Annotated in this window: 23 protein-coding genes and 3 pseudogenes; 4 read left to right on the top strand and 22 right to left on the bottom strand. The window is 45.3% G+C overall.

All coding sequences use genetic code 11. From position 1 onward, the window contains the following. Positions 1 to 153 precede the first annotated feature (153 nt). Complete coding sequence (locus ACP7AK_RS03905; RefSeq protein WP_425878698.1) at positions 154 to 1,353, top strand: NAD(P)/FAD-dependent oxidoreductase; 1,200 nt, start codon at positions 154 to 156, stop codon at positions 1,351 to 1,353. A gap of 29 nt (positions 1,354 to 1,382) precedes the next feature. Here the strand turns inward: ACP7AK_RS03905 and ACP7AK_RS03900 are convergent, their stop codons facing one another. From ACP7AK_RS03900 to ACP7AK_RS03870, 7 genes and pseudogenes are all read right to left on the bottom strand, one after another. Next, the gene (locus tag ACP7AK_RS03900) at positions 1,383 to 1,532 is read right to left on the bottom strand and encodes a hypothetical protein (RefSeq protein ID WP_005247874.1); all 150 of its coding nucleotides are present in this window, start codon (positions 1,530 to 1,532) and stop codon (positions 1,383 to 1,385) included. Positions 1,533 to 1,661: 129 nt separating this feature from the next. Continuing rightward, the gene (locus tag ACP7AK_RS03895; RefSeq protein WP_005106221.1) at positions 1,662 to 1,829 is read right to left on the bottom strand and encodes a hypothetical protein; all 168 of its coding nucleotides are present in this window, start codon (positions 1,827 to 1,829) and stop codon (positions 1,662 to 1,664) included. A gap of 68 nt (positions 1,830 to 1,897) precedes the next feature. Continuing rightward, complete coding sequence (locus ACP7AK_RS03890; protein ID WP_005247875.1) at positions 1,898 to 3,844, bottom strand: mechanosensitive ion channel; 1,947 nt, start codon at positions 3,842 to 3,844, stop codon at positions 1,898 to 1,900. 201 nt (positions 3,845 to 4,045) lie between these two features. After that, positions 4,046 to 4,378 carry a hypothetical protein gene (locus tag ACP7AK_RS03885; RefSeq protein WP_005106219.1) on the bottom strand — a complete coding sequence of 111 codons (333 nt, stop codon included), beginning with the start codon at positions 4,376 to 4,378 and terminating at the stop codon, positions 4,046 to 4,048. 138 nt (positions 4,379 to 4,516) lie between these two features. Next, on the bottom strand, positions 4,517 to 5,332 hold the full coding sequence (eutC, locus tag ACP7AK_RS03880; RefSeq protein WP_005247876.1) for an ethanolamine ammonia-lyase subunit EutC: 816 nt from the start codon (positions 5,330 to 5,332) through the stop codon (positions 4,517 to 4,519). Positions 5,333 to 5,341: 9 nt separating this feature from the next. Next, positions 5,342 to 5,827, bottom strand: a pseudogene (gene eutB / locus ACP7AK_RS03875) (ethanolamine ammonia-lyase subunit EutB); the annotation flags it as partial. Then, a pseudogene (locus ACP7AK_RS03870) lies at positions 5,826 to 6,041 on the bottom strand (ethanolamine permease); the annotation flags it as partial. The pseudogenes ACP7AK_RS03870 and eutB, both read right to left, overlap by 2 nt. A gap of 149 nt (positions 6,042 to 6,190) precedes the next feature. Between ACP7AK_RS03870 and ACP7AK_RS03865 the strand changes: the two are divergent. Next, complete coding sequence (locus ACP7AK_RS03865; RefSeq protein ID WP_005247880.1) at positions 6,191 to 6,613, top strand: hypothetical protein; 423 nt, start codon at positions 6,191 to 6,193, stop codon at positions 6,611 to 6,613. A 109-nt stretch (positions 6,614 to 6,722) separates the two neighbouring features. Continuing rightward, positions 6,723 to 7,085: pseudogene (locus tag ACP7AK_RS03860) on the top strand (transposase domain-containing protein); the annotation flags it as partial. A 174-nt stretch (positions 7,086 to 7,259) separates the two neighbouring features. Here the strand turns inward: ACP7AK_RS03860 and ACP7AK_RS03855 are convergent. Beyond that, positions 7,260 to 8,021 carry a ferredoxin--NADP reductase gene (locus tag ACP7AK_RS03855; protein ID WP_180180497.1) on the bottom strand — a complete coding sequence of 254 codons (762 nt, stop codon included), beginning with the start codon at positions 8,019 to 8,021 and terminating at the stop codon, positions 7,260 to 7,262. Positions 8,022 to 8,106: 85 nt separating this feature from the next. Here ACP7AK_RS03855 and gigC point away from each other — a divergent pair, with 85 nt between their 5' ends. Further along, positions 8,107 to 8,985 carry a LysR family transcriptional regulator GigC gene (gene gigC, locus ACP7AK_RS03850; RefSeq protein WP_425878694.1) on the top strand — a complete coding sequence of 293 codons (879 nt, stop codon included), beginning with the start codon at positions 8,107 to 8,109 and terminating at the stop codon, positions 8,983 to 8,985. 38 nt (positions 8,986 to 9,023) lie between these two features. Here the strand turns inward: gigC and ACP7AK_RS03845 are convergent, their stop codons facing one another. From ACP7AK_RS03845 to nuoE, 14 genes are all read right to left on the bottom strand, one after another. Beyond that, entirely contained in the window at positions 9,024 to 9,746 is a 723-nt protein-coding gene (locus tag ACP7AK_RS03845) for a cold shock domain-containing protein (RefSeq protein WP_425878692.1), read from the bottom strand. A 161-nt stretch (positions 9,747 to 9,907) separates the two neighbouring features. After that, positions 9,908 to 10,267 (bottom strand): hypothetical protein, encoded by a 360-nt coding sequence (locus tag ACP7AK_RS03840; RefSeq protein ID WP_425878690.1) that lies wholly within the window; start codon positions 10,265 to 10,267, stop codon positions 9,908 to 9,910. Positions 10,268 to 10,459: 192 nt separating this feature from the next. After that, entirely contained in the window at positions 10,460 to 10,753 is a 294-nt protein-coding gene (locus ACP7AK_RS03835; RefSeq protein WP_004732065.1) for a cold shock domain-containing protein, read from the bottom strand. Positions 10,754 to 10,837: 84 nt separating this feature from the next. After that, positions 10,838 to 11,473, bottom strand: a complete 636-nt coding sequence (upp, locus tag ACP7AK_RS03830) for a uracil phosphoribosyltransferase (RefSeq protein ID WP_004280765.1) — start codon at positions 11,471 to 11,473, stop codon at positions 10,838 to 10,840. Positions 11,474 to 11,596: 123 nt separating this feature from the next. Next, on the bottom strand, positions 11,597 to 13,141 hold the full coding sequence (gene nuoN / locus ACP7AK_RS03825; protein ID WP_425878687.1) for an NADH-quinone oxidoreductase subunit NuoN: 1,545 nt from the start codon (positions 13,139 to 13,141) through the stop codon (positions 11,597 to 11,599). A 3-nt stretch (positions 13,142 to 13,144) separates the two neighbouring features. Next, the gene (nuoM, locus tag ACP7AK_RS03820) at positions 13,145 to 14,758 is read right to left on the bottom strand and encodes an NADH-quinone oxidoreductase subunit M (RefSeq protein ID WP_004280767.1); all 1,614 of its coding nucleotides are present in this window, start codon (positions 14,756 to 14,758) and stop codon (positions 13,145 to 13,147) included. A gap of 1 nt (position 14,759) precedes the next feature. Beyond that, a complete protein-coding gene (gene nuoL / locus ACP7AK_RS03815) occupies positions 14,760 to 16,655 on the bottom strand; it encodes an NADH-quinone oxidoreductase subunit L (RefSeq protein WP_253148105.1) in 1,896 nt (631 codons plus the stop codon). Next, a complete protein-coding gene (gene nuoK, locus ACP7AK_RS03810; protein ID WP_004280769.1) occupies positions 16,652 to 16,960 on the bottom strand; it encodes an NADH-quinone oxidoreductase subunit NuoK in 309 nt (102 codons plus the stop codon). Before nuoK ends, nuoL begins: the two co-directional genes overlap by 4 nt. Then, positions 16,960 to 17,478 carry an NADH-quinone oxidoreductase subunit J gene (nuoJ, locus tag ACP7AK_RS03805; RefSeq protein WP_171054322.1) on the bottom strand — a complete coding sequence of 173 codons (519 nt, stop codon included), beginning with the start codon at positions 17,476 to 17,478 and terminating at the stop codon, positions 16,960 to 16,962. Before nuoJ ends, nuoK begins: the two co-directional genes overlap by 1 nt. Beyond that, positions 17,478 to 18,020, bottom strand: coding sequence for an NADH-quinone oxidoreductase subunit NuoI (gene nuoI, locus ACP7AK_RS03800; RefSeq protein WP_004280771.1), 543 nt, complete (start codon positions 18,018 to 18,020; stop codon positions 17,478 to 17,480). Before nuoI ends, nuoJ begins: the two co-directional genes overlap by 1 nt. Positions 18,021 to 18,038: 18 nt before the next feature. Then, positions 18,039 to 19,055, bottom strand: a complete 1,017-nt coding sequence (gene nuoH, locus ACP7AK_RS03795; RefSeq protein WP_004280772.1) for an NADH-quinone oxidoreductase subunit NuoH — start codon at positions 19,053 to 19,055, stop codon at positions 18,039 to 18,041. 3 nt (positions 19,056 to 19,058) lie between these two features. Next, positions 19,059 to 21,737, bottom strand: coding sequence for an NADH-quinone oxidoreductase subunit NuoG (nuoG, locus tag ACP7AK_RS03790; protein WP_425878683.1), 2,679 nt, complete (start codon positions 21,735 to 21,737; stop codon positions 19,059 to 19,061). An 11-nt stretch (positions 21,738 to 21,748) separates the two neighbouring features. Further along, the gene (nuoF, locus tag ACP7AK_RS03785; RefSeq protein ID WP_005106202.1) at positions 21,749 to 23,080 is read right to left on the bottom strand and encodes an NADH-quinone oxidoreductase subunit NuoF; all 1,332 of its coding nucleotides are present in this window, start codon (positions 23,078 to 23,080) and stop codon (positions 21,749 to 21,751) included. Continuing rightward, positions 23,077 to 23,586 carry an NADH-quinone oxidoreductase subunit NuoE gene (gene nuoE / locus ACP7AK_RS03780; RefSeq protein ID WP_005247901.1) on the bottom strand — a complete coding sequence of 170 codons (510 nt, stop codon included), beginning with the start codon at positions 23,584 to 23,586 and terminating at the stop codon, positions 23,077 to 23,079. The genes nuoF and nuoE overlap by 4 nt, the downstream gene beginning before the upstream one ends. Positions 23,587 to 23,597: the final 11 nt, after the last annotated feature.

The following is a 23,597-nucleotide window of genomic DNA, read 5'->3' as shown; positions in this document are numbered from 1 at the left end:
CAAAAACTATGCATGAGTTTTAGACAGCTTTCAAATATTTTATGTTTAAAATCCACTGTGAATCTGCAATCACGGAACTGATTTTTCTGGAATAGAGAAAGCTGAAATAAAATTGTCTATAATGCTTCCCTTTTCTTCTCCCTTGAGTGTGTGATGTCTTCCAAGCAATACGATGTTCTAGTCATAGGTGCCGGTGCCTCAGGTTTAATGACGGCGTATATGGCTGCGCAACGTGGGCGTAAAGTCGTGGTAGTGGAAAAAGCCAATAAGGTTGGCAAAAAAATCCTGATGTCTGGCGGTGGTAAATGTAATTTCACCAATCTGGAAGTCGAACCGAGCAATTACATTTCACACAATCCACATTTTGTGATTTCAGCTTTAACGCGTTATACCAACTGGGACTTTATCGGCTTGGTATGTGGATACGGCATTGCTTATGAAGAGCGCAAACATGGACAGCTGTTTACCTTAAATGGTGCAAAAGATATCTTGTCGATGCTGCTAGCGGAATGTGACAAAACCGGTCTGGTCGATATTAAAACCAGCTGCGAAGTGAAAGCAGTCAATCTAGTCGATGATCAAGGCTTTCAAGTGGCGACCTCACTAGGATATTTTGAAGTTGAATCTGTCGTCGTGGCATCTGGTGGTTTATCGATTCCTACGCTTGGCGGTTCAGGCATTGGCTATGAGATTGCAAAACAGTTTGGACATCACGTCTATCCAACCCGTGCCGGACTGGTTCCATTTACCTTCTCTGACGGATTTAAAGAAGTCACCACGCGCTTAAGCGGCAATGCCGTAGAAGCAACACTCTCCAATGAACTCAACAGCTTTACCGAAGCACTACTATTTACCCATCGTGGTTTGAGTGGGCCAAGTTCCCTGCAACTTTCCAATTACTGGAATGTCGGGCAGAGCTTTAAGGTAGATTTTCTTCCAAGTGTTGATCTGTTGGATTTCTTCAAATCCAAAAAACAAAGCCAGCCCAAAGTCTTGTTACGTACACTACTCAATGAATATTTACCGAAAAGTGTGGTGGCTGAATTACAAAATCTGATCTGGACTGAAAGCGCTGAAACTGCCATTGGTAATATCAGCGATGACAAGCTGGAACAGATTGCGGCACGTCTGCATGGCTTTGAAGTGAAACCTTCAGGAACTGAAGGCTACCGTACAGCGGAGGTGACTTTGGGTGGTGTAGACACTACAGAAATATCCTCAAAAACCATGGAAAGTAAAAAGCAGAAAGGCTTGTATTTTATTGGTGAAGTGCTGGATGTTACTGGACATTTGGGCGGTTATAATTTCCAATGGGCATGGTCATCGGCACATGCCGCATCGGAATATATTTAATCAATAGATAATCTGGATTGCTACTTAACTCATTCCAGATAATCTGTTTTAAACAGGTTAAGATTGGCCGTATTGGTTAGACGGTCAATCGCCAGCTGCATTTTTTGAGCTTCTCGCAGACATAGCGGTAAGTCATCTGCTGAAGATGCCATGAATTTATGTTGCAGTGCTTTCCACATATTGTTGATCTCCTTTTCTTTATATTTTTAATGCAAGAAAAATACCAAAATCATTTTAGTATTCACTTGAATATTCTATATTTTTTAAAAAATAAATTCTATTCCTAGCGACTGAGCAGGATTGACTTCTCAGTTAAATTCGTCTGCCTCTGGTATTTTCTTATCCAGCTCCCGCTCAGACTGCTCGTCCTGCTTGCTCTTTACAAAAATAAATCGATAGGCAGCGGTAAAAAAGCCAATCGTAATTCCTGCAATGACTAAAGGCGCCAGAACTTTGTTAGGTTTCTTGGTATTCATTCATTTTTCCTTATGACTGAACAAAATCGACCACATGAGCGTGGTCGATTTTGCTTAAAAATAAAAGGTTATTTCAGGTCATCTTTTTTCTGAGTTGAACGGTCAATATCGACATCTGGCTCTTTTTCTCCGGTTGAACCAAATGGATTATTGGCTGGTGGATGAGTCGGATCGACTTTTACTGAATCTGGTACGGCCTGATCCGCATCCGGATTGACAGGATCAATACCTAATGACTCATCATCCTGTGGTGCAGTGGTAAGGATTGCCGGGGTAGTATGGGATAAATCCGTACTCATAGGCGTACTCTTGTCTGAATCCTGATTTGGCACGATGCCTGCTCCTGGAGTTGTGATTGAGGAATCGCTAGTACCCGTAGCAGTTTGCGAACCACCAGAGGACTGGCTCATTGAGCTATCTGTAGAACTCATACCCATCGCCGCACCTGTAGTACCTGACATGTCGGCTGCACTTGTACCTGTGGTCTTGCTACCTAATCCAGAAAATATGCTGTTCTCAGCTTTTTCTTTGACTGGATTGGGTTCTTTAGCTTCTCGTTTGGCTTTATCAATCAAATCTGTGAGTACACGCTCCGCAGGTTGACGACCACCCAAACCAAATGCCAAGGCAAATGCCACTGCTACAGCACCCAAAGTTAGACCAAATGCCAAGTTAACAATTGAATCGGCAATACCCATGGCACGCAGACCCATTGCCACAACGAGTCCCATGATCAGAACACGAACCAGATTGGCTAACCAGCGTGAGCTGTTATATTCACCACGTTGTACGATATTCGCAACAATATTTGCCAGCCAGAAACCGATTACCAGAATCACCGCACCGAGCAGGATATTGGCACCGAAGTAGATGAACATTGCAATCAGACCACTGATCTGTTCAAAGCCCAGACGGTTCGCTGCTTCAGATACCGCAAATAGCATGGTGAATAAAACGATCAGGAAACCGACTACACTGGAAAGTTTAGTCGTGCCTAAAAAACGCTGGATATCCAGTTTGGCAGGAATTTCATCAACACCTGTACCGGCAACTACTTCAACTACCAGACGTGCTACCAGTTTAGAGACCACATACGCCAGAATCAGAATCAACGCAGCAGCGATAATATTCGGAATGGCATTCATGATTTCATATAGCATGGCTGTAGCAGGCTGAGAAATGGCCTCGATACCCAATGCTTCAAATGCAATGATCAGTGCCGTAATGATCACCACGGCGAAGATAAATGAACCAATCACCTGAGAAACATTCGAGTTTTTGAAGATGCCTACTTTTTCAGCATGTTGCTGTACGTTCAGACTGTTTAATAGTCCTTCAACAATACCGCGCACAATTTTCGCCAGAATATAACCGACAAAAATGATGACTGCAGCAATGAAGATGTTTGGTAAGTAACTAACAACATCGGTCAGCATATTTTGAACTGGTAACAGCAGACCGTTGAGACCCAGAATAGACAGCACGATTGGCAAGAACAGTAATAAAATTAACCAGTAAGCAATTTCACTGATGTTTTTACTAATCGGACTGACACCGACTTCAGCACTGAGTTTTTCATCGAGTTGCGTTCGGTCTAGCAGTTTTTGTAGCCCTATCTTCACCAGATTGGCCACAATCCAACCTATGAATCCGACTGCAATTGCACCTAGTAACTGCGGGATAAATAACAGGAACTGCTGGATCATATTACTGAATGGACCGCTGACACTGGTAAGATTGAGCACGTTCAGCGCACCAATCACGGCAATAATCAGAATAATCCAGAACACGACGCGGGCGATAATGCTCTCCACATTGGAGTGATGACCTGTCGCCGTATTTAAATGTGTATTGGTGCCCAGTTTTTGCAAGAGCTTTTTAACGCCTGCCGAGACCAGTAACGCAATGATCCAGCCAATTACTAATATGGCAATTGCACTAAGAATGGGATGGAACTGATCCCAATAGTACATGGCATCGAAGCCACCACGCGGGCTTCTCATATAATCATTCATGTTGTTCTACCCTCTTTGTTATTAAGCTATTTATCTGAAATCGGGGGCATCTCCCTGAAACAATCAGCCCCTTCTTTTTCCGGATTCATATTAGATTTGATGTTTTCAGGCTCAAGCCAGGTAGATGGCACTACCTTAAAACATCACCATCCATTGCAAAAAAGCCCCAGTGGTTCACTAGAGCTTTTCAGGTATTTTCAGTTATTGAGTCGCCTGTCCATCAGTCGCAGTTGCTGTTGCTTCTGTGCCATCACCCACGGTTGCTGTAGCTTCCGTTCCATCATTCATGGTGGCGGTGCCTTGTGTAGGCTCACCGACTGGAGTTGAATTATTTGGGGTAGCAGGCTGTACATTCGGATTTGGATGTCCTGCAGGAGCATCATTCGCATCTGGATTCATGTCAGCAAACATATAGAACAGTAGTGCGAGTAAAAAAATACCGACCAAAATCAAGATATAAACAGGGATACGCTTTTTCTGCGTCACGTCTGCCTGATGATTTAAAGGTGGTTTTTTATTGAAATCATCGACCATAACCATCCTCACTCTTTGTTATTCATAAGTAGATTTTTAGAATAACAAGCTGTGAATAGGGCTTCTGTGACAAAACATGGTGAGATGGTGACGGGATGTAAGTCACTAATCCATCAGAATTCTCTGCTAGATGCTACTTTAAAATAGCCGTTTGGCTGGACTATGTTGCATATCGACTGGGGTTTCGTGTTCATCTTTCAACTGCACCCCTGAAAGCTGTAACTCACAGGATTTACGCATCAATGCGACCAGTCGCTGGATAGCTAGTGGATAGGCCAAGCCCGCAGAACGGACATTGGAAATACAGTTGCGCAAGGCATCATGACACCCTTTAAAAGCATTATAAGTGTAATAAATTCCCATACTATCGGGTGAGCTCAAACCCGGCCGTTCGCCAATTAGCATGACCAGCATTTTCGCCTGTAAAATTTCTGCCAATTCATCACCCAGTGCCACACGACTGCCACGGGCAATCACTAAGGGGGCAATCTGCCAGCCTTGTTCTTTGCATGCCTCTAGCAAGGCCGGAATAAAATGCAGGCTATTTTCCTCAATGGCACGTGCTGATAGTCCATCTCCCAGCACAATGGCTACATCCCAATGTTGCTGATGTTCGGCCCGGTATTGCTGCAATATCGTTTTGGACTGTTCTGAAAGCACACGCCCAAGATCGGGACGTTTAAGATAAAGATCTTTCTCTACCGCCTGGCTTTCAATTTCCAGAATAGGCAGTCCCGTTTTAGCTAAGCCAGATTTTAAGAATTCAACATCAAGTGGCTTCAGTACCGCATCTTTAGCTTGCGCATGTGCCAACTGAAATTCCAGACTTGGTCGAGTCGGCAAGCTACCCCCAGTTCGACCTAAGGCAATCCGTGCATCGGTAAAAGCTTTTAACTTCTGCCAAGGATTATCCTGTAATTGGGACTCAAATTTTACATCGGCAATCAGTTTCATAGCACTTCTTCAAGACAAGATCAGACGTGAAAATTGCTTCGGCAATTCGGTCGGCCAGTACAGCTGATTGGACTGTTGCGCCAAAATGCCTTGCTGTTGTAGCCAATGGTCAAATTCAGGTGCCGGTTTCAGTCCTAATAGCTGTCGAATATAAAGAGCATCATGAAAGGATGTCGTCTGATAATTCAGCATCACATCATCTGAACCGGGAATCCCCATGATAAAATTCAGGCCGGCATTGGCGAGCAAGGTCAGCAGTATATCCATATCATCCTGATCGGCGTCGGCATGGTTGGTGTAGCAAATATCACAGCCCATTGGTACACCGAGCAGCTTGCCACAGAAATGATCTTCCAGCCCGGCCCGGATAATTTGTTTGCCGTTATACAGATATTCCGGCCCGATAAAGCCGACTACAGTATTGACCAGCAAGGGATTAAACTTACGCGCTACAGCGTAGGCACGCGCTTCCACGGTCTGCTGGTCCACGCAATGCCACCACAATGGTCGCAATAAACATGCCTCCCCCCCCCTGTGCCAAACCAAAATTCCAGCCAGCGAAGTCACCGGAAATCACATACGCGACCCCCAGACCGACGAGAAGCAGCCAACCTACGGCGCCTTTCTTGAGCTGGCGCAAGGCAAAATAATCTTCTTGTACTGCTGTTTCAGTCACACTGGTATCAATCACACTTTTTGACTCTGACATAGCAACCTCGTTGTTTTTATCGTTGTTCCCTGAAAATATGCATAAGCCATACCAGTTCCGCAGGCTTTAGTGAAGACAGTTGAGACGCTGCCTTTCAGCGATGAAATGCGTTATAATTATCCACCTTCTCATTTATACACCCGAGTTATATGGCGTATCGTCAACAAAGTGTATCGCTTGATCTTGATACTGACGTCACACATCAATGCATGCTGCACTACAGCCGTGATCAGCATCTGATTGGAATTATTGAATTCAGCAAGCCAAGCTTCCTGCTGCGCTGGCAGGATCTGGAATATTTCCGCCGTCGTACCGAAGAATTTTCCGTGATGCCTTTTCCGGACTGTGTCAATGCGATGATTATCGATATTCGAGATGTAACGGCATGGTTGGATAATGAAGTGCCGATTATTCCGTGGCGTTTACTGGAAGAAGACTGTCCAGTGCGCCTGGTGGTGCCTGCAGACCGTATTGAGCACTATGCCGGATTTTTTGAACCGACCTGGCTCAGTCCCGATGTCGAAACCGCCATTCAGGAAATCCGTGAATCAATGGATATGTTTGTGCATTAAGCTTGAATCGAAAAAACCTCCGCAATGGGCAATGCTGTTTACTTAAGCATTTGAATCATTTTGGAATTCATTAGAGAATCCGATGTCAGGTTTGGCATCGGATTTTTTTATGGTATTTCAGCAGGATATTTTAGATCTTAACAATCTGTTTAAGCTCTCGAATCTGAGTACTTTTATTCACAATATCCCCGTTGAGTGGGTCAAGTCCACACTTAGGTTGAGCAGTCCCGCGACTATTCGCAGGCGGTGCTTGCCTGCGGATCAGGTACTTTGGCTGGTTCTTGGAATGGCGATTTTCCGTGATGTCCTCATCCATGAAGCAGCAAGAAGACTCAATATTTGCACTCAGTGGTTAGCCTCTTATGACTTGCTGACGCGCATTAGTCTAACCAATACACGTAAACATCTTGGTGCAGATTCTGTGGAGTGGCTATTTCACCAGACCGATCAGCACTGGGGACAAGAGCATTATCCGGCTGGGCTGTCGGAACTTAGACAGGGATAGGTAGTTTGTTTTAGAGAGGCCTACAAGGCTTCGGAGAGTCAAAATGTTAAAAAACCGTTATCCCTTAGATCACAATGCCGCTCCTGTTAAAGGAACCGCATTGCCTTCAAGCAGGGGGTTTTGCTCATAAATCCTTCAACCTTACCAGTAATTCTCGACTGCAATATTGCCTTCACCACGGCGGTTCATGGTCAGGCCACGGGCTTTTAAAGCTTCTTTGGTATCATCGACCATATCCGGGTTACCACAAAGCATGACATGCGTCGTTTCCGGATTAAACGCGATACCTGCTGCCTTTTCCAGCTCACCATTGGCAATCAAAATCGGTAAACGGTCGTGCAAAGGTGCATCAGGCTCACGGGTAATAATCGGGATAAACTTAAAACCGGTATGTCCTTCACCAAAGGTCTCGGCGATTTCCTGAATCCGGTCTACATAAGCGAGTTCTGCCCGGGTGCGCACACTATAAACCAGATTGATTTTTTCGTATTTGCTCCAGGTTTCAAAGTCTTGCAACATACAAATAAACGGTGCCAGCCCTGTGCCGGTACCCAGTAACCACAAGTCTTTAGGCAAAGGCAATTGATAACGTGCCAGAGTCAGATAACCATAAGGAATTTTTTCCAGATGCAGCACATCCCCGACTTTGAGGTGCTGTAAATTGGAAGTAAATTTACCTTCTGGAACGACAATCGAGAAAAACTCCAGAGTTTCATCAAAAGGAGATGACACTACCGAATAGGCACGAACCACCAGTTCATCCCCCACTTGTAAACCAATACGCGCAAACTGCCCTGCCGTGAATTTGAAATGTGCTGGGCGTGTCATCGTAAAACTAAATAATGTATTGGTCCAACGGTGTACAGATAAAACTTTTTCTCGGGTAAATTTTTCAATTGACATGATTTCAACGTGGCATGAAAGACTATGCTCATGGTAGCATGGCAACATAATTTATTAATATTTTTTAAATGTTAAGGCTCTACTCATGCGCATGACTTTACGCCAATTGGCTGTTTTTGTAGCAGTGGCACAAGAGGGTACCGTAACGAAGGCTAGCGATGCCGTCAAGCTTACACAAAGTGCGGCTAGTATGGCTTTAGCAGATCTGGAAGATGGTCTGGGTGCTCCACTATTTGACCGTCTAGGCAAACGTTTACAGCTAAATGACCTAGGGCGCTTTCTTCTCCCTCAAGCCCTGGAAATTTTAGGTCGTTGTGAATCTTTTGAACAAGTCGCTAAAGGTGAGCTTCAAAGTATCGATTTACGTTTGGGTGCAACCCTGACGATTTCAGATTACCTGATTCCTGACCTGATGGCCGATTTCTTGAAAATCAAGCCGCAAGCACATTTACAGCTTCAAGTCGGTAATACCCGTCAAATGATTGAAGCGGTGAATCAGTTCCAGCTGGATCTTGCCTTAATTGAAGGTTCATGTCATTTGCCACAGCTCCAATGTATCCATTGGCGTGATGATGAGCTGGCTGTGTGCTGTGCGCCAGACCACCCTCTTGCGCAATTGAACCGTGAACTAACCGCTGAAGATTTCAAATCTGTAGAATGGATTTTGCGTGAAGAAGGTTCAGGTACCCGTGAGGTGTTTGACAATACCATCTTGAAAGATGTACCAGATGCCAATATCCGTCTAACACTCGGTCATAATGAAGCGATTTTAAAAATTGTAGCGGGCGGAATTGGTATGTCCTGCATTTCCAAACTTGCGATTGAGCCTTTACGTGAAAAAGGTCAACTGGTAATTCTGGATACACCATTCTGGTCGCTGACTCGTCCGCTGTTCATGCTGGTACATCGCCAGAAATATCAGGGTCCAGGTCTGAGAGCCTTTATGAATTTTTGTGAAAGCTAAAATATTAGAAGCACCTTCAGGTGCTTTTTTAGGATTCATCAAAACTGACTTTCACATGGTATCCCATCGCCGTCACCATCCATTTTAGTATTTGGACAGTTACGAATGAAAAATAATGCTTCCTCATAAGAACCCATCTGACTACAGTGTTCTCGACCATCGCATTTAAATTGAGATACAGATGGTGCAGCCGTTTCTGAAGTTTTCGGATTAACGGGGTTACTTTGGCTTCTTAACTCAGTGCCGCGATTTTCCAGGTTCTTCCTGCCCTGCTCAGATAATCCTTGCATAGGTAGATCACCTTGCGCTGCTCGTTGCTCAGCGACAATTCGTTGCTGCTCTACCATCAGTCTTTCCAGCTTTTGCTGTTTTCGAATTTGGTAGCTTTGGTATTTGTTATAAACAAGAACAGCAAGAATCACCATAATCACCAGTCCTGATAGTGTGATTATTTTTGATGTAGTTGATGATTTTTTCTTTTCATAACGTAGAGAAGCTCTGGTTTCAATATCTCTATGTAGATCATTGTTTTGTGTAACAGGAACTTCTTGCTTAATATCCAAGCGAACAATATGGTTTGCCTTAAACTTTCCATTATCTTCCACAATCAAAAACTTTAATTTTTCCCCCATTTTTGGCGGAATATTTTTATTGGGAAAGTCTTTGACATGGAAAAATAAATCTTTGGATTGCCCTTCGATCTGAATAAAACCAAAACCACGATCTTCATTATAGGTTTTGATTTTCCCCTCTTGAAACATAATTCGCTCTTATCTTTAATATTTTTTATCATTGTAATCAAAAAGAGAATGAAAATCTTTTGTAAAATTCTCTAAAGCAGAAACACAAAAACTAGATGTGCATCTTATAGCGGAAGAATAGATCCCTAGTTAAAAGTAAAAAATTAAAATTTCTTTTTTATTTATACTTCACCAAAAATCATAAACCCAACAGCTGATGCCATTGCCAACCAAAGGGTCGGACTAAAGAAAAGTGAATTACGTACAGGAACAGCGACTGTGGGTGCCAAGGATTGCAAGGCGACGACTTCTGGCACAAATTCATCCTGCACTTTAATATCTAGACGTACCATGTTGTCTAATGTCATGCTGCCTTGTTGGGGAATGATTCTAAATTTAAGCCGATCTCCAATTTGTGGCTCAATTTCAGGCGAAGGTAAATCCTGTAACTTGAAACTTAAATCTTGAGCTTCTCCTATCAACTCCAAAGTACCCATACCACGTTCGGAATCGTAAGTTTTAATTTTTCCATCCCTAAACATGACACTTTTCTCTATAGACTTCATTTAATTTGTATTCTAAGCCCAAGGAAATGTTCAGCATTGTTGCTGTTCGGTGGATTTTTTATGTGTTATCTGTCTCTTTAAATATGTAAGCGGTGGTGCTATAAAAAAAGAGGCTCGAAAGCCTCTTTTTAAATGTGATTAAAAAAGATTAATTATGAGAATAATCCATTAACCACGGAAGTTATTTAACAATGCCGATGTAATTGATTTATTGTGTGTTGCCACTTTGGTTTTTTTAGCTTTCTTTGAGTTGTCTTCGACACGTTCAATCTTGATCGCTTTGTACTTATCGCCATTTTCAACAACATTAAATTTCACGCGTTCATTACGTTTTGGCTCGCCTTCTGCCGCAGGGAAGTCTGAAATATGGAAGAATACATCTCCCTCAGCGCAGCCAATAAAACCGAAACCTTTGGCAGGATCATACTGTTTGATTTTGCCCTGATACAATTCATCTTTCATGCTATTGTCCTATCCTGAAAATGCCCTGTCTACATTATATAAAAAAGAGGCTGTAGTAGCCCCTTTTTTCATCATATTCAAAAATTAGTCTTTTTGAACTGAACCAAAGATTTTATCGCCAGCATCGCCAAGACCTGGAACGATATAACCATTTTCATTTAAACCATTATCGATAGAAGCCGTAAAAATCACGACATCCGGATGCGTAGCTTCTACGCGCTTAATGCCTTCTGGTGCAGCAACCAGAACCATCACACGAATGTCTTTACAGCCGCTGGCTTTCAGTACATCAATTGCAGCCACTAAAGAAGAACCTGTCGCCAACATTGGATCAATGATCATCGCGATACGGTTTTGTACGTCTGGAACCAGTTTTTTATAATAGGTACGTGCTTCCAGAGTTTCTTCATCACGCTCTAAACCAAGTACCGATACTTTTGCACTTGGAATCAGGTTCAGGAAACCGTCGAGCATGCCAATACCGGCACGTAGAATTGGCACAACCGTGATTTTTTTACCCGCAATACGGTCAACTGTAACAGCACCATTCCAGCCATCAATGTCATGTTCAACCATTGGCAGGTCTTTAGTTGCTTCATAAGTTAGAAGCATGGTCACTTCTTGAGCTAACTCACGGAAATTCTTGGTACTGATATCTGCACGACGGAGTAAACCAAGCTTATGTCGAATGAGTGGATGACGGATTTCATGGATTGCCACGGGAGAACACCTAAAAGGTTAAAGATAAATTTCCGCTATTATAAAGGCTTTTATTGATTTGTATAAATAAAAAAGCCCCCAATCATGGAGGCTTTTTTGTAATAACGTCAATCTTTGCAGATATTAGTTAAAACCACTTTGAACCAAAGTGAAAATGAACTGTTGCAATTCAGGTGACATGGCAAAGAATGCATATTTAGATACTGCAATTACTGGATCTGGGTAGACACCGATCACAAGTACCGCAAGCGCAGCAAGAAGTACCATGATACCGCCCACTTTTTGACCCCAATGATTCACCGCATCTAAACGTGGTGTTTCAGGTGGTGTCATGTAAAGCACAACCATTACGCGCAGGTAGTAGTATAGACCGATACCAGAACCCAAGATAACCATCGCAGTCAGGAACCAGGCTTCGCCTGCAACCGCAGTTTTAATCACCAGGAACTTACCGATAAAGCCGGCAGTTAAAGGAATACCTGCAAGAGACAGCATCATCACCGTCAATACAGCAGTCAAGACTGGACGGCGCCAGAACAGACCACGGTATTCAGCCAAGCCACCCGCTTCATCCGTATTGTTATACGGACTAGACATCAGCGTAACGACACCGAACGCACCGATCGTGGTTAATACATAGGTAATCACGTAGACGTTTACACTTTCAAAAGTCGCGAAACCTTGAACTTGTAAGAAATCCGTATTACGTGAACTTACGATGGCAACCAGCAAATAACCAAAGTGTGCAATTGAAGAGTATGCCAAGATACGTTTCAAGTTCACTTGGCGAACCGCCAGCAAGTTACCTGCAAGGATAGACAGAACCGCAATAATTGAGATGATCGTGACGAAGCTGTCTGCCAGAATTAGACCCGAAGACAACGCATAACGAACAAACAGACCAATCATGGCTACTTTCGCAACAGTCGCAAGGAAAGTCGCGATTGGCGCTGGTGCACCAGCATATACGTCTGGTGTCCATTTGTGGAATGGTGCCAGCGATAATTTAAATGCTACTGCAAATACAATTAATGCCAGACCAATCACGACAGCCGGTTGACTGAATACAGTAAACAGTTTGCCTGGTTCAGCCACGAAACTTAAAGTACCTGTATATGCATAAATATATGCCATACCCATGAGCAGCATTGCTGACGCAGTTGCTGAAAGCACCAGATATTTCACACCCGCTTCAAGCGATTGAGAACGTTGATGTGTATATGCCAACAAGCCATATACAGGAATCGACATCAACTCAAGGCTGATAAAGAATGATGCATAGTGTGAGCTAGCCACCATTAGCATGGCACCCGCAACGGATGTCAGCATCAGGATATATAACTCTTCACGGTTATCTTTATAGGTTTCGATATACGCGTGAGATAGCGTTGCACATGCAAGTGCAGCAATCAGGATCACAAACTGGTACAGCATCGTAAATGGATCTACGATGAACAGATTCATCACGTTGGCAGGTGCAAACACGCCTGCCAACAAAACGAAAATGATATAGAACGCAGCAAGGTTTAAACCAATCACCGTGGTGGTAGCCACCAAGTTATGGTTACGCTTGATTGCGGTCAGCAACATCACGACGATCGCAGTTAACGACACGATCATCACAGGTGCTAGAGGCATAAGCTCAGAAAAAGACATTGTGAAGTTCATGGCTTATTGGATCTCCACATTTTCAAGTTGAGTCGTTACTTGATCAGCAACTTCAACCACTTCTTGAACTGGAATGTAGCTATTCGCTAACCACGCCATGCTTGAGTTAGAAACGTCAAGGAAGCTTTGTGGATATAGACCAAGCCAAAGTAGACCAAACGCACAGATCAACAATAATGCGATTTCACGTGCATTTAGATCTTTTAATGGATTTGTATAGTGCTGCTGTTGTGCTTCATTTGGTACACCAAACAGGGCTTTGTGAATCAGGATCAAACCGTACAAACCCGCAAATACCAAGCTGATTGCCGCAAGAATGGTAAACGCCGGAAATTTCGCATAAGCACCCATCAGGATCAGGAACTCACCAATGAAGTTACCTAGACCTGGAATACCCACCAACGCCGCAACGAAGAACATCAGGAAGAATGCAAGATACGGGAATTGACCACGCATACCACCCATCAAACGCATATCACGCGTATGCACACGCTCATATACCTGACCACACATAATGAACAGTGCAGCAGATGAAATACCATGTGCCAACATCATGATCATCAGACCTTGGAAGGTCAGGATGTTACCTGCGTAGATCGCAAGTAAAACGAAGCCCATGTGTGAAATAGAGGTATAAGCCAACAGGCGTTTCATGTCGGTTTGCTGGAAAGCACACCAAGCACCGTAGAAAATACCGATTAAACCAAGAATGATTGCGAAGTCTGCAAACTGTGCAGACGCTGCCGGGAAGAACGGAATCACGAAACGTAATAAACCGTACGCCGCAGTCTTAATCAAGATACCCGCAAGATCGACAGAACCCGCTGTTGGTGCTTGCGCATGCGCATCTGGTAACCAGCCGTGTAATGGGAAAACTGGAAGTTTTACCGCAAAACCGATGAATAAACAGATCATGAATGCATAAGCCACCGCTGGCGCCTGAGCATCAAGCGTATTCGCCACACCTAATAGATAGTTATAGTCGAAACGGATTTCACCCGTCATGGTATAGCCCACAGTCACCAGACCAAGGATACCAATCAGCATCACCAAACCGGCAACCTGCGTGTAAATGAAGAACTTGTTAGCTGCATAAACACGTGACTTGCCCTCTGCCCCTTTATGACCCCAAAGGGCAATCAGGAAGTAGATCGGCACCAGCATCATCTCCCAGAAGAAGAAGAACAGGAATAAGTCAATCGCCAGAAACACACCGATGACACCACCTAAAGACCATAAAAGGTTCAAGTGGAAGAAACCAACGTTCTTTTGAATCTCGCCCCATGAACAGCCTACTGCCAATACACCCAGGAGTGCAGTCAAGCCAACCATAAGAAGTGATAAACCATCCACTGCTAAGTGAATGTTAATGCCCAGGGTTTGAATCCAAGGCAATTTGAATTCGGCAGCCCACGAAGGTGTAGCACCGCCTAATTCATAGTTGTAAGTACCAGTCTGCCAAAGGACGATGGTCAAGACCAAGGTCACCAGCATACCGATCAGCGCGATATAACGCGGCAAGTGTTGGTCGAGTTTATCGACCAACCAGCATATGAAACCTGCAATGAACGGAATGAGGATCAGAGCCGGCAAAATAATATTGTTTGGAGCTTCCATTTTATTTCCCCACGACCTGAATCACGATCAAGATCATCAGTAGGACAACGACACCGAGCCCCATACTAGATGCATATTCACGCAGTGAACCGGTTTGACGTGAACTTGTAAAGCTGTGACCACCTTTAACAAGTGCAGGAAGTACCAGCCATAGGCCATCAATAGGATCACGACCAAAGATCTTCGCGAACATTAAATATGGCTTCACGAAAATGAGGTCATACAGCGTATCGAAACCTAATGCATTACGGCAGATGTTGACCAGGCCAGCACCTACAGAAGTGGCTGCAAAACGTTTGACTGCATTGTAAGCAAAAGCGAACAGTACTACACCCACTGCAAGACCTGTCAAAGCAACAGCAATTGCGATGTATTCAGCACCATGTGCACCTGCTTCAAGCGCTTCAGGAATAATGAAGGCTGGAATTTGTGCAGCATCCAGAATACTCATTACCGGTGCTTTTAGTACGATCGCGAGACCTGTTGAAAGTACAGCAAGAATCGCCAGTGGCGCCCAGTAAGTTGCACCTTTGATTTCATGATAAGGCGTGTTTTCTTTGCCGAAGAATACAACCCAGATTAAACGGAATGTATAAATAGACGTTAAGAATGCACCTGCAACACCCACCCAGTACAGCGTGTTATACACTGGTAAACCAGCAATATGACTTTGCGTCCAGACTGCAGCAAGAATCGCATCTTTTGAGAAGAAACCAATCGTTAGGAATGGAATCGCTGCCAATGCACCGCCACCAATCGCGAAACATGCAAACAGGAATTTGTTCTTGTAGAACAGACCGCCCATCTTGAAGATGTTTTGTTCGTGATGGTAAGCCAGAATCACCGCACCAGACGACAAGAACAATAATGCCTTGAAGAATGCGTGAGTCAGCATATGGAACAGACCTGCCTGGTATGCTTCAGCACCTACCGCCATAAACATATAACCGAGCTGACTCATGGTTGAGTATGCCAGAATACGTTTGATGTCGGTTTGAACCAGTGCAGCAAAACCAGCCACAAGCAAGGTCACCGCACCTGTGATCGAAATAAATACCATCACTTCTGGTGCAAGTTCAAAGACTGCGAATAGACGGCAGCACAGGTAAACACCCGCTGTTACCATCGTTGCAGCATGGATCAATGCAGAAACAGGTGTTGGACCTGCCATCGCATCGGCTAACCATGTTTGTAACGGGATCTGTGCAGATTTACCCGCCGCACCCAAGAACAATAACAATGCTGTCCAGATGGTCAGAGATGAACTTTGGGTCATTACAGTCGCTGCATTTTCAACGATGTACTGAATGTTCAAGGTACCGAATTGCTGGAAGATCAGGAACATGGCAATCAGCAAGAATACGTCACCGATACGGGTCACGGTAAATGCCTTGATTGCCGCCAGACCGTTTGCAGGGTTCTGGTAGTAATAACCGATCAGCAGGTATGAACACAGACCTACGCCTTCCCAACCCAGGAATAACAACGCCAGGTTGTCACCCAATACCAGCAATAACATGCTTGCAACGAACAGGTTGAAGTAAGAGAAGAAACGTGCGAAGTCTTCTTCACCGCGCATGTACCATGATGCAAAGATGTGAATTAAGAAACCCACACCAGTGACCATGCCCAGCATCAATAAAGACAAGCCATCCAGCTGCAAGCTGATGCCCGGAGCAAAACCGCCAACACTGAACCAGGTCCAGAGATGTTGCACAACTGCAGTTGAACCATTATTCACAAAGTCCATACCCGCAATCAGTGCGAACAGTGCAGATAAACCGACTGCACCGACACCAATCATTGCTGCAACAGATTCCGGAAGCTTGTTACGCCCCGCCGCTAACAGGACAAAACCAATGAGCGGAAATAAAATTGTTAGATATAAATAACTCATCCGCGCATCTCACTAGCAGCATCCACATCCAGGTGATGGAAGCGATGATAGAACTGAAGGACGATCGCAAGACCAATACAAGCCTCTGCCGCAGCAAGCGTCAGGATCAGGATAAACATGATCTGACCATCTGGCTGTGCCCATGCACTGCCCGCCAGGACGAACGCTAAAGCAGCAGCGTTCATCATGATTTCAAGGCTCATTAAAATAAATAGTAGGTTGCGTCGCACCATTACACCGTAAAAACCCAGTGCAAAGAGAATAGATGCAACGATCAAACCATGCTCTAAAGGGATGTTGCCCATTATTCTTTTTCCTCTTCTGCATCTGGTTCACGTTTACCCAAATGGAATGCAGCTACCAAGGCAGCAAGCAATAACATCGCGGCAACTTCAACCAACAACAAGTATTGCGTAAAGAGTGCTTGACCCACTGCTTTCGGGCCCACCATTTCTGTACCCATTACCAGTGAAGCTTGTGTGTAATCAGAGTTTAATACCCATACCAGCACCAAACCGATCAGGAAGCTCATCAACGCCGGATAAGCCCAAGCCGATGAAGTCAACCATTTACGTTCTTGTTCAACGGTCTGCTCACCCAGGTTCAGCATCATTACCACGAACACGAACAACACCATGATCGCGCCCGCATAAACGATCACTTCCAGCGCACCAGCGAATGGCGCACCGACGATCAGGAACATGCCTGCGACTGCAAGCAATGACACGATCAGGCTTAATAAAGCATGTACCGGATTCGCGTTAGTCACCACGCGAACCGTAGAGACAATGGCCACGAGGGCCATTAAATAAAATGGCCACATCATGGTAATAGACTCCGTACATCAACAGGTGCACTTTCACGCTGTGCTTGACCTTTGTCCTTGCCTGCAACTGCCATACCGGTTACACGGTAGAAGTTATAGTCAGGATATTTACCAGGACCAGAAATCAGCAGGTGTTCTTTTTCATAGACCAAGTCCTGACGAACATATTCGCCAAGCTCGAAGTCCGGGGTCATCTGAATCGCAGTGGTTGGACACGCTTCTTCACACATACCGCAGAAAATACAACGCGAGAAGTTGATACGGAAAAATTCCGGATACCAGCGACCATCTTCACGTTCTGCTTTTTGTAGTGAAATACAGCCTACCGGACAGGCAACCGCACACAGGTTACATGCCACACAGCGTTCTTCGCCATCAGGGTCGCGCGTCAATACGATACGACCACGGAAGCGTGGTGGCACGATTTCTTCGGCCGGCACTTCCGGATATAAAATGGTGTCACGTTTACGTGTTGCGTGGCTGAACACCATCCACAACGAACGAACGATTGACCCGAATCCAGCTAGAAATTTAAACATTTTGTTCTCCCTGCTGTCTTAGGCCTGATTCATCAGAATCACAGCACCAGTTACCAAAAGGTTAACCAACGCCAATGGCAAGCAAATTTTCCAACCAAAGTTCATCACCTGGTCATAACGTGGACGCATTAATGAACCACGCGCCAGTACAAACATCATTACAAAGAATGCTGTTTTGATAATGAACCAGAATGCTGCTGGAAGGAACGGAATATCAAGGTTGAATGGCGCAAGCCAGCCACCGAAGAATAAAGTCACGATCAATGCAGAGATCAGTACCACGTTGACGTATTCCGCAACGAAGAACATCCCCCACTTCATACCGCCGTATTCAACATGGTAACCTTCTGCCAATTCCTGTTCTGCTTCTGGTTGGTCAAATGGGTGACGGTGCGTGACCGCAACACCCGCAACCACAAAGATCAGGAAGCCAAGGAACTGAGGAATCACAAACCAGACATCTTTTTGCGCTTCAACGATTTCACGCATGTTGAATGAACCGGCAATTGCCACCACACCCATCAACGAGATCCCCAGGAACACTTCATACGAAATGGTTTGAGCCGCAGAACGTAAACCGCCCAGTAAGGCATATTTGTTGTTTGATGACCAGCCACCGAACAGGACTGCATAAACTGCAATACCCGCCATTGCCATAAAGAACAACAGGCCGATGTTCATGTCTGCTACACCTAAATAAGGTGATACAGGAATAACCATGAACGACAGCACCGCAGTTGCCATCGCAACTGCTGGCGCCATACGGAAAGTCAATTTGTCAGCAAACTTAGGTGTCCAGTCTTCCTTGAACATGATTTTCAGCATGTCGGCAACAATCTGGAACATACCACCCGGACCAACACGGTTCGGACCGTAACGGTCTTGCCACAAGCCGAGTAAACGACGTTCAATAAAAGACATCAACGCAGCGATCAGTACTACAACCAGCAAGATCACAATCGCTTGAATGACTGAATAGGCAATTGGCCAGTTTTCAGCCCACAGCGGCGTTTGACGGATTAATTCTTGTTCCATGAATTACACTCCTACCGCGACTGAAACAGGCTCTGCAAGAGATACCGTCGGTGCCAGACCGATTGGGTAGCCAATATAACCTGTCGGTAAATATTCAATCACTTGAACTGGAAGAACGATTGATGTCTCACCTGCTTTCACCGTGATTGTCTGACCATCTTGAACATTCAGGCGCGCTGCATCCTGCTCACCCACTGCAAATACCGCTTCAGGAATACGCGTTTCCATCGCTGGTGTTTTTACCGTGAATTCACCTGAACCAAAGATATGGTGCATTGGTACCAGACGGAAGCTTTCAGCATTGACCAGAACAGGTGCCGGTGCCACGAAGGTACGTGCCGGACGTTTTGCCAAACGGTCGAATAAACGAACGCCTGAATCACCACCTTTGAGTGAACCACCTACAGTTTCCTGGAACTTGCTCCAAGCTTGTGGCGAGTTCCAGCCTGCAGACCATGCAAATGGAACCAGTGGAGATGGAGTCTGGTCTCCGACATAACCTTCCATCGAGAATGTTAATGCGGAGTCTTTATCTGTAGGCTGTTTCGGCTCATGTACAGACAATGGCGAACGCATTGAAGTACGACCTGAGTAACGACGTGGTTCACGTGCCACTTTCAAGCCATGAACACGGAAGCCCGCATCAGGTGCAACATCCAGAATGCCTTCAAGCGCAGGAACGTTTTTCGCCACTGACTCGATCACATCATCCAGTAAAGTCCAAGAAATCGCTTTGCCTTTTACGCCTGTTTCCAGAGCGTGTAACCAGCGCCAAGATTCCTTGATCGCCAATTCAGGATTGTAGTAGCTTGGGTCATACACTTGGTAGAAACGTTGTGCACGGCCTTCTTGAGAAACGACAGTACCATCACCTTCAGCAAACGATGCAGCAGAAAGTACGATGTCGGCTTTTTTCACTGTTGCAGTTTCAGAGTGATCCAGTACGATCACATCTTTGCCTGCAAGTGCAGCATCGACCTGTGCAGCAGGAAGACGACGGTAAAGGTCGTTTTCAACCACAATCACAGTATTGTAATCTTGTGCAAATGCTTGCTCCAGGCTTTGACCACCCAAGATTGCCATACCCATCGAGTTCACTTCAGGAACCGTCAAGGTCAGACCTGCATTACCCAGATTCTGTGCAACTTGTGCAGCAGCTTCCATAATGGCAGGATCTTGCAAGCTTGTACCTGAGATGATCAGTGGTTTCTTCGCAGCTTTTAAAGTGTCCGCAATGGTTTGTGCAAATGCTTTGGCATCGTCATCTAAACCAAGAATCGTTTCACCCGCAACTGCTGCAGCAACTGCAAAACCTAAACGTGCGATGTCGTTTGGAGAAGCAACCACTTCACCTTCAGCAACATCAGACAAACGGGTTTGTGTCGCAGCCAGGATGTAAATCGGAGATTTCGCATCTTGTGCAATACGTTGTACCGGTTCAGCCAACCACTCTTGCGTACGGCGCTCTGCCGCCATCTCTTTGCCTTTATTTTTCGCAGCCTGGCGAACAGATAAAGCCATACGTGGCGCAGTTTGTGTGAGGTCTTCACCCAAAATTAACACAGCATCGTAGCTTTCAATTTCACGCATGTTCGGGTTGTAAACACCCTCGGTTTGCATGATAGAAGCAGCAAGTTCAACCAGGTTTTGCTCTTTTTGAGATAGACCTGTTGAGAAGTTCTCTTGACCCACCAACTCACGAAGTGCGAAGTTCGACTCAAGTGATGCACGCGGTGAACCAATACCCAATACTTTTTTGCCCTGGATATTTGCAATGACCGTGTCTAGTGCTGCATCCACTGAAACAGTTTCAACAGTTGCACCTTGACGGAATTGTGGTTGACGCGGACGGTCTTCACGGTTCACATAACCTGTACCGAAACGGCCTTTGTCGCATAAGAAGTACTGGTTGACTTCACCGTTATAACGGTTTTCTACGCGGCGAAGTTCGCCATAACGTTCACCCGGAGAGATATTACAACCTGAAGAACAGCCTTGGCATACGCTTGGCGCATACTGCATGTCCCATTTACGGTTGTAGCGAGCCGAATGAGTTTTGTCGGTGAATACACCTGTTGGACATACTTCAGTCAGGTTGCCCGAGAATTCAGACTCTAAAGTACCTGATTCAGGACGACCGAAGTACACACGTGATGCATTGGCATACACGCCGAAGTCCGTACCACCTGCGTAGTCTTTGTAATAACGCACACAACGGTAACACGCGATACAACGGTTCATTTCGTGAGAAATGAATGAGCCAAGCTCCTGGTTGTAATGGGTACGCTTCGTGAAACGGTAGCGACGACGGTCATGCTGCGTCATTACAGTCATATCTTGTAAATGACAGTGACCCCCTTCTTCACAGACTGGACAGTCGTGCGGATGGTTGGTCATCAAGAATTCAACAATCGAAGCACGGAAATCTTTGGCTTCTTTGTCTTCAATCGAGATGTAGGTATTGTCAGATGCTGGCGTCATACATGACATGACCAAACGGCCACGCGTATCTTCTGGATTCGCGTACTGGGTCACGGCACATTGACGGCAAGAACCGACAGAACCTAAGGATGGATGCCAACAAAAGTATGGGATATCAATGCCAAGACTCAAACATGCTTGTAGCAAGTTTTCCGAGCCGTTGACTTCATACGATTTGCCATCGACATGAATTGTAGCCATAGTCGAATTCCTTAAGCTTGTTCTACGTTGCTGGTTTGAGCGGCGGCATTCACAACCTTCGCTTCAAATTCGCCACGGAAATATTTGAGTGCGCCCATAAGCGGCTCCATTGCACCCGGTGCGTGGGCACAGAAAGTTTTACCAATCCAAAGCTTACGAGTCAGTTCTTGTAAGTGATCGATATCTTCTTTCTTACCTGTGCCATCTTCCAGTGCTTTCAGCGCTTTCACAGCCCAAGGTAAGCCATCACGGCAAGGCGTACAGAAACCACATGATTCGCGTGCAAAGAATTCTTCGAGGTTACGTGTCGCTGAAACCATACATTGGGTTTCATCTACCACCATCAGTAAGCAAGTCCCTAAACGCGAACCTGCTTTCATGATGCTTTCCGCATCCATAGGAAGATCAATATGCTCGGCAGCCAGGAAGTCAGTCGATGCACCACCCGGTAACCATGCTTTCAGTTTTAAGCCGTCACGCATACCACCCGCATGGTCTTCAATCACTTCACGTGCTGTCGTACCAAATGGAAGCTCCCATAGACCCGGGAATTTTACCTTACCTGATGCACCATAAATCTTGGTGCCTGGATCTTTCGACTTACCCGCAGACAAGTTGATATACCATTCAGGACCACGCAGCATGATGGCTGGTAAGTTGTTGTAGGTCTCTACGTTGTTGACAATCGTAGGACGACCCCAAGCACCTGCAACTTGCGGGAATGGCGGTTTAGTACGCGGGTTGGCACGGCGACCTTCTAGCGAGTTAATCAATGCAGTTTCTTCACCGCAGATATAACGACCCGCACCGGTATGCACGTGTAACTCGAAGTTCCAGCCTGTACCAAGGATGTTATCCCCTAAGTAACCTTTGGCACGAACTTGCTCAAGTGCTTCATTTAAGTACTGAGCAGCTTCAATGTACTCGCCACGGATAAAGATATAACCGTGTGTTGCTTCAAGCGTATAGCCTGCAATCAGCATGCCTTCGATCAATTGATGCGGAAGATCTTCCATCAACAAACGGTCTTTAAAGGTACCTGGTTCCATCTCATCGGCATTACAAATCAGGTAACGTGGACCTGAGTTGTCGTTTGGCGCCATCAAAGACCATTTGATACCTGCCGGGAAGCCTGCACCACCACGACCTTTTACAGTCGCTGCCTTAACCACTTCCAATACATCTTTAGGCGACATGCTCAGTGCTTTTTTAAAGCCTGCATAACCTTCCAGCGCTTCGTAATCATCTGCATTACGTACGTTGGCTTGTTTGCTTAAACGCCATGTTAATGGATGCGTTTCCGGGTTACCGTCGCCATAAATTGGTTTTGGTTCAGTATTCATACATACTTCTCCAACAGCTGTTTCACCGAAGTCACTTCAACCAGACCGTGCGTGTCTTCATCAATCATCAAGGTTGGACCTTTGTCACAGTTGCCCAGACAGCAAATTGGCAGCAAAGTGAAACGACCATCTGCAGTCGTTTGACCAAAAGAAATGCCTAATTCGCGCTGGAATGCTTCTGCCAAAGTTTCCGCACCCATCAGGAAACACGCAATCGAATCACATAACAAAATTACGTGACGACCGACCGGCTGACGGTAAATACGGTTATAGAACGTTGCCACACCTTCAAGGTCTGCAACGCTCATGCTGAGCATTTGTGCGATGGCATTCATTTGCGCATCATCTACCCAGCCATTACGGCGTTGTACACACTTCAGCGCATCTAGACACGCTGCACGTGGGTATGGGTAGTGCCCCATGTGATGTTCGATATCGTGAATTTCGTCCGCAGTCAAAATTCCTTCAACATTCACACGTGGCTTTTTATCAGTCAAAATCATCATAATGCGTTTAC

This window comes from Acinetobacter sp. TWP2-2-3, from assembly GCF_049896445.1.
Classification (GTDB): Bacteria; Pseudomonadota; Gammaproteobacteria; order Pseudomonadales; family Moraxellaceae; genus Acinetobacter.
This window is presented reverse-complemented; position numbering and strand designations above follow the sequence as displayed.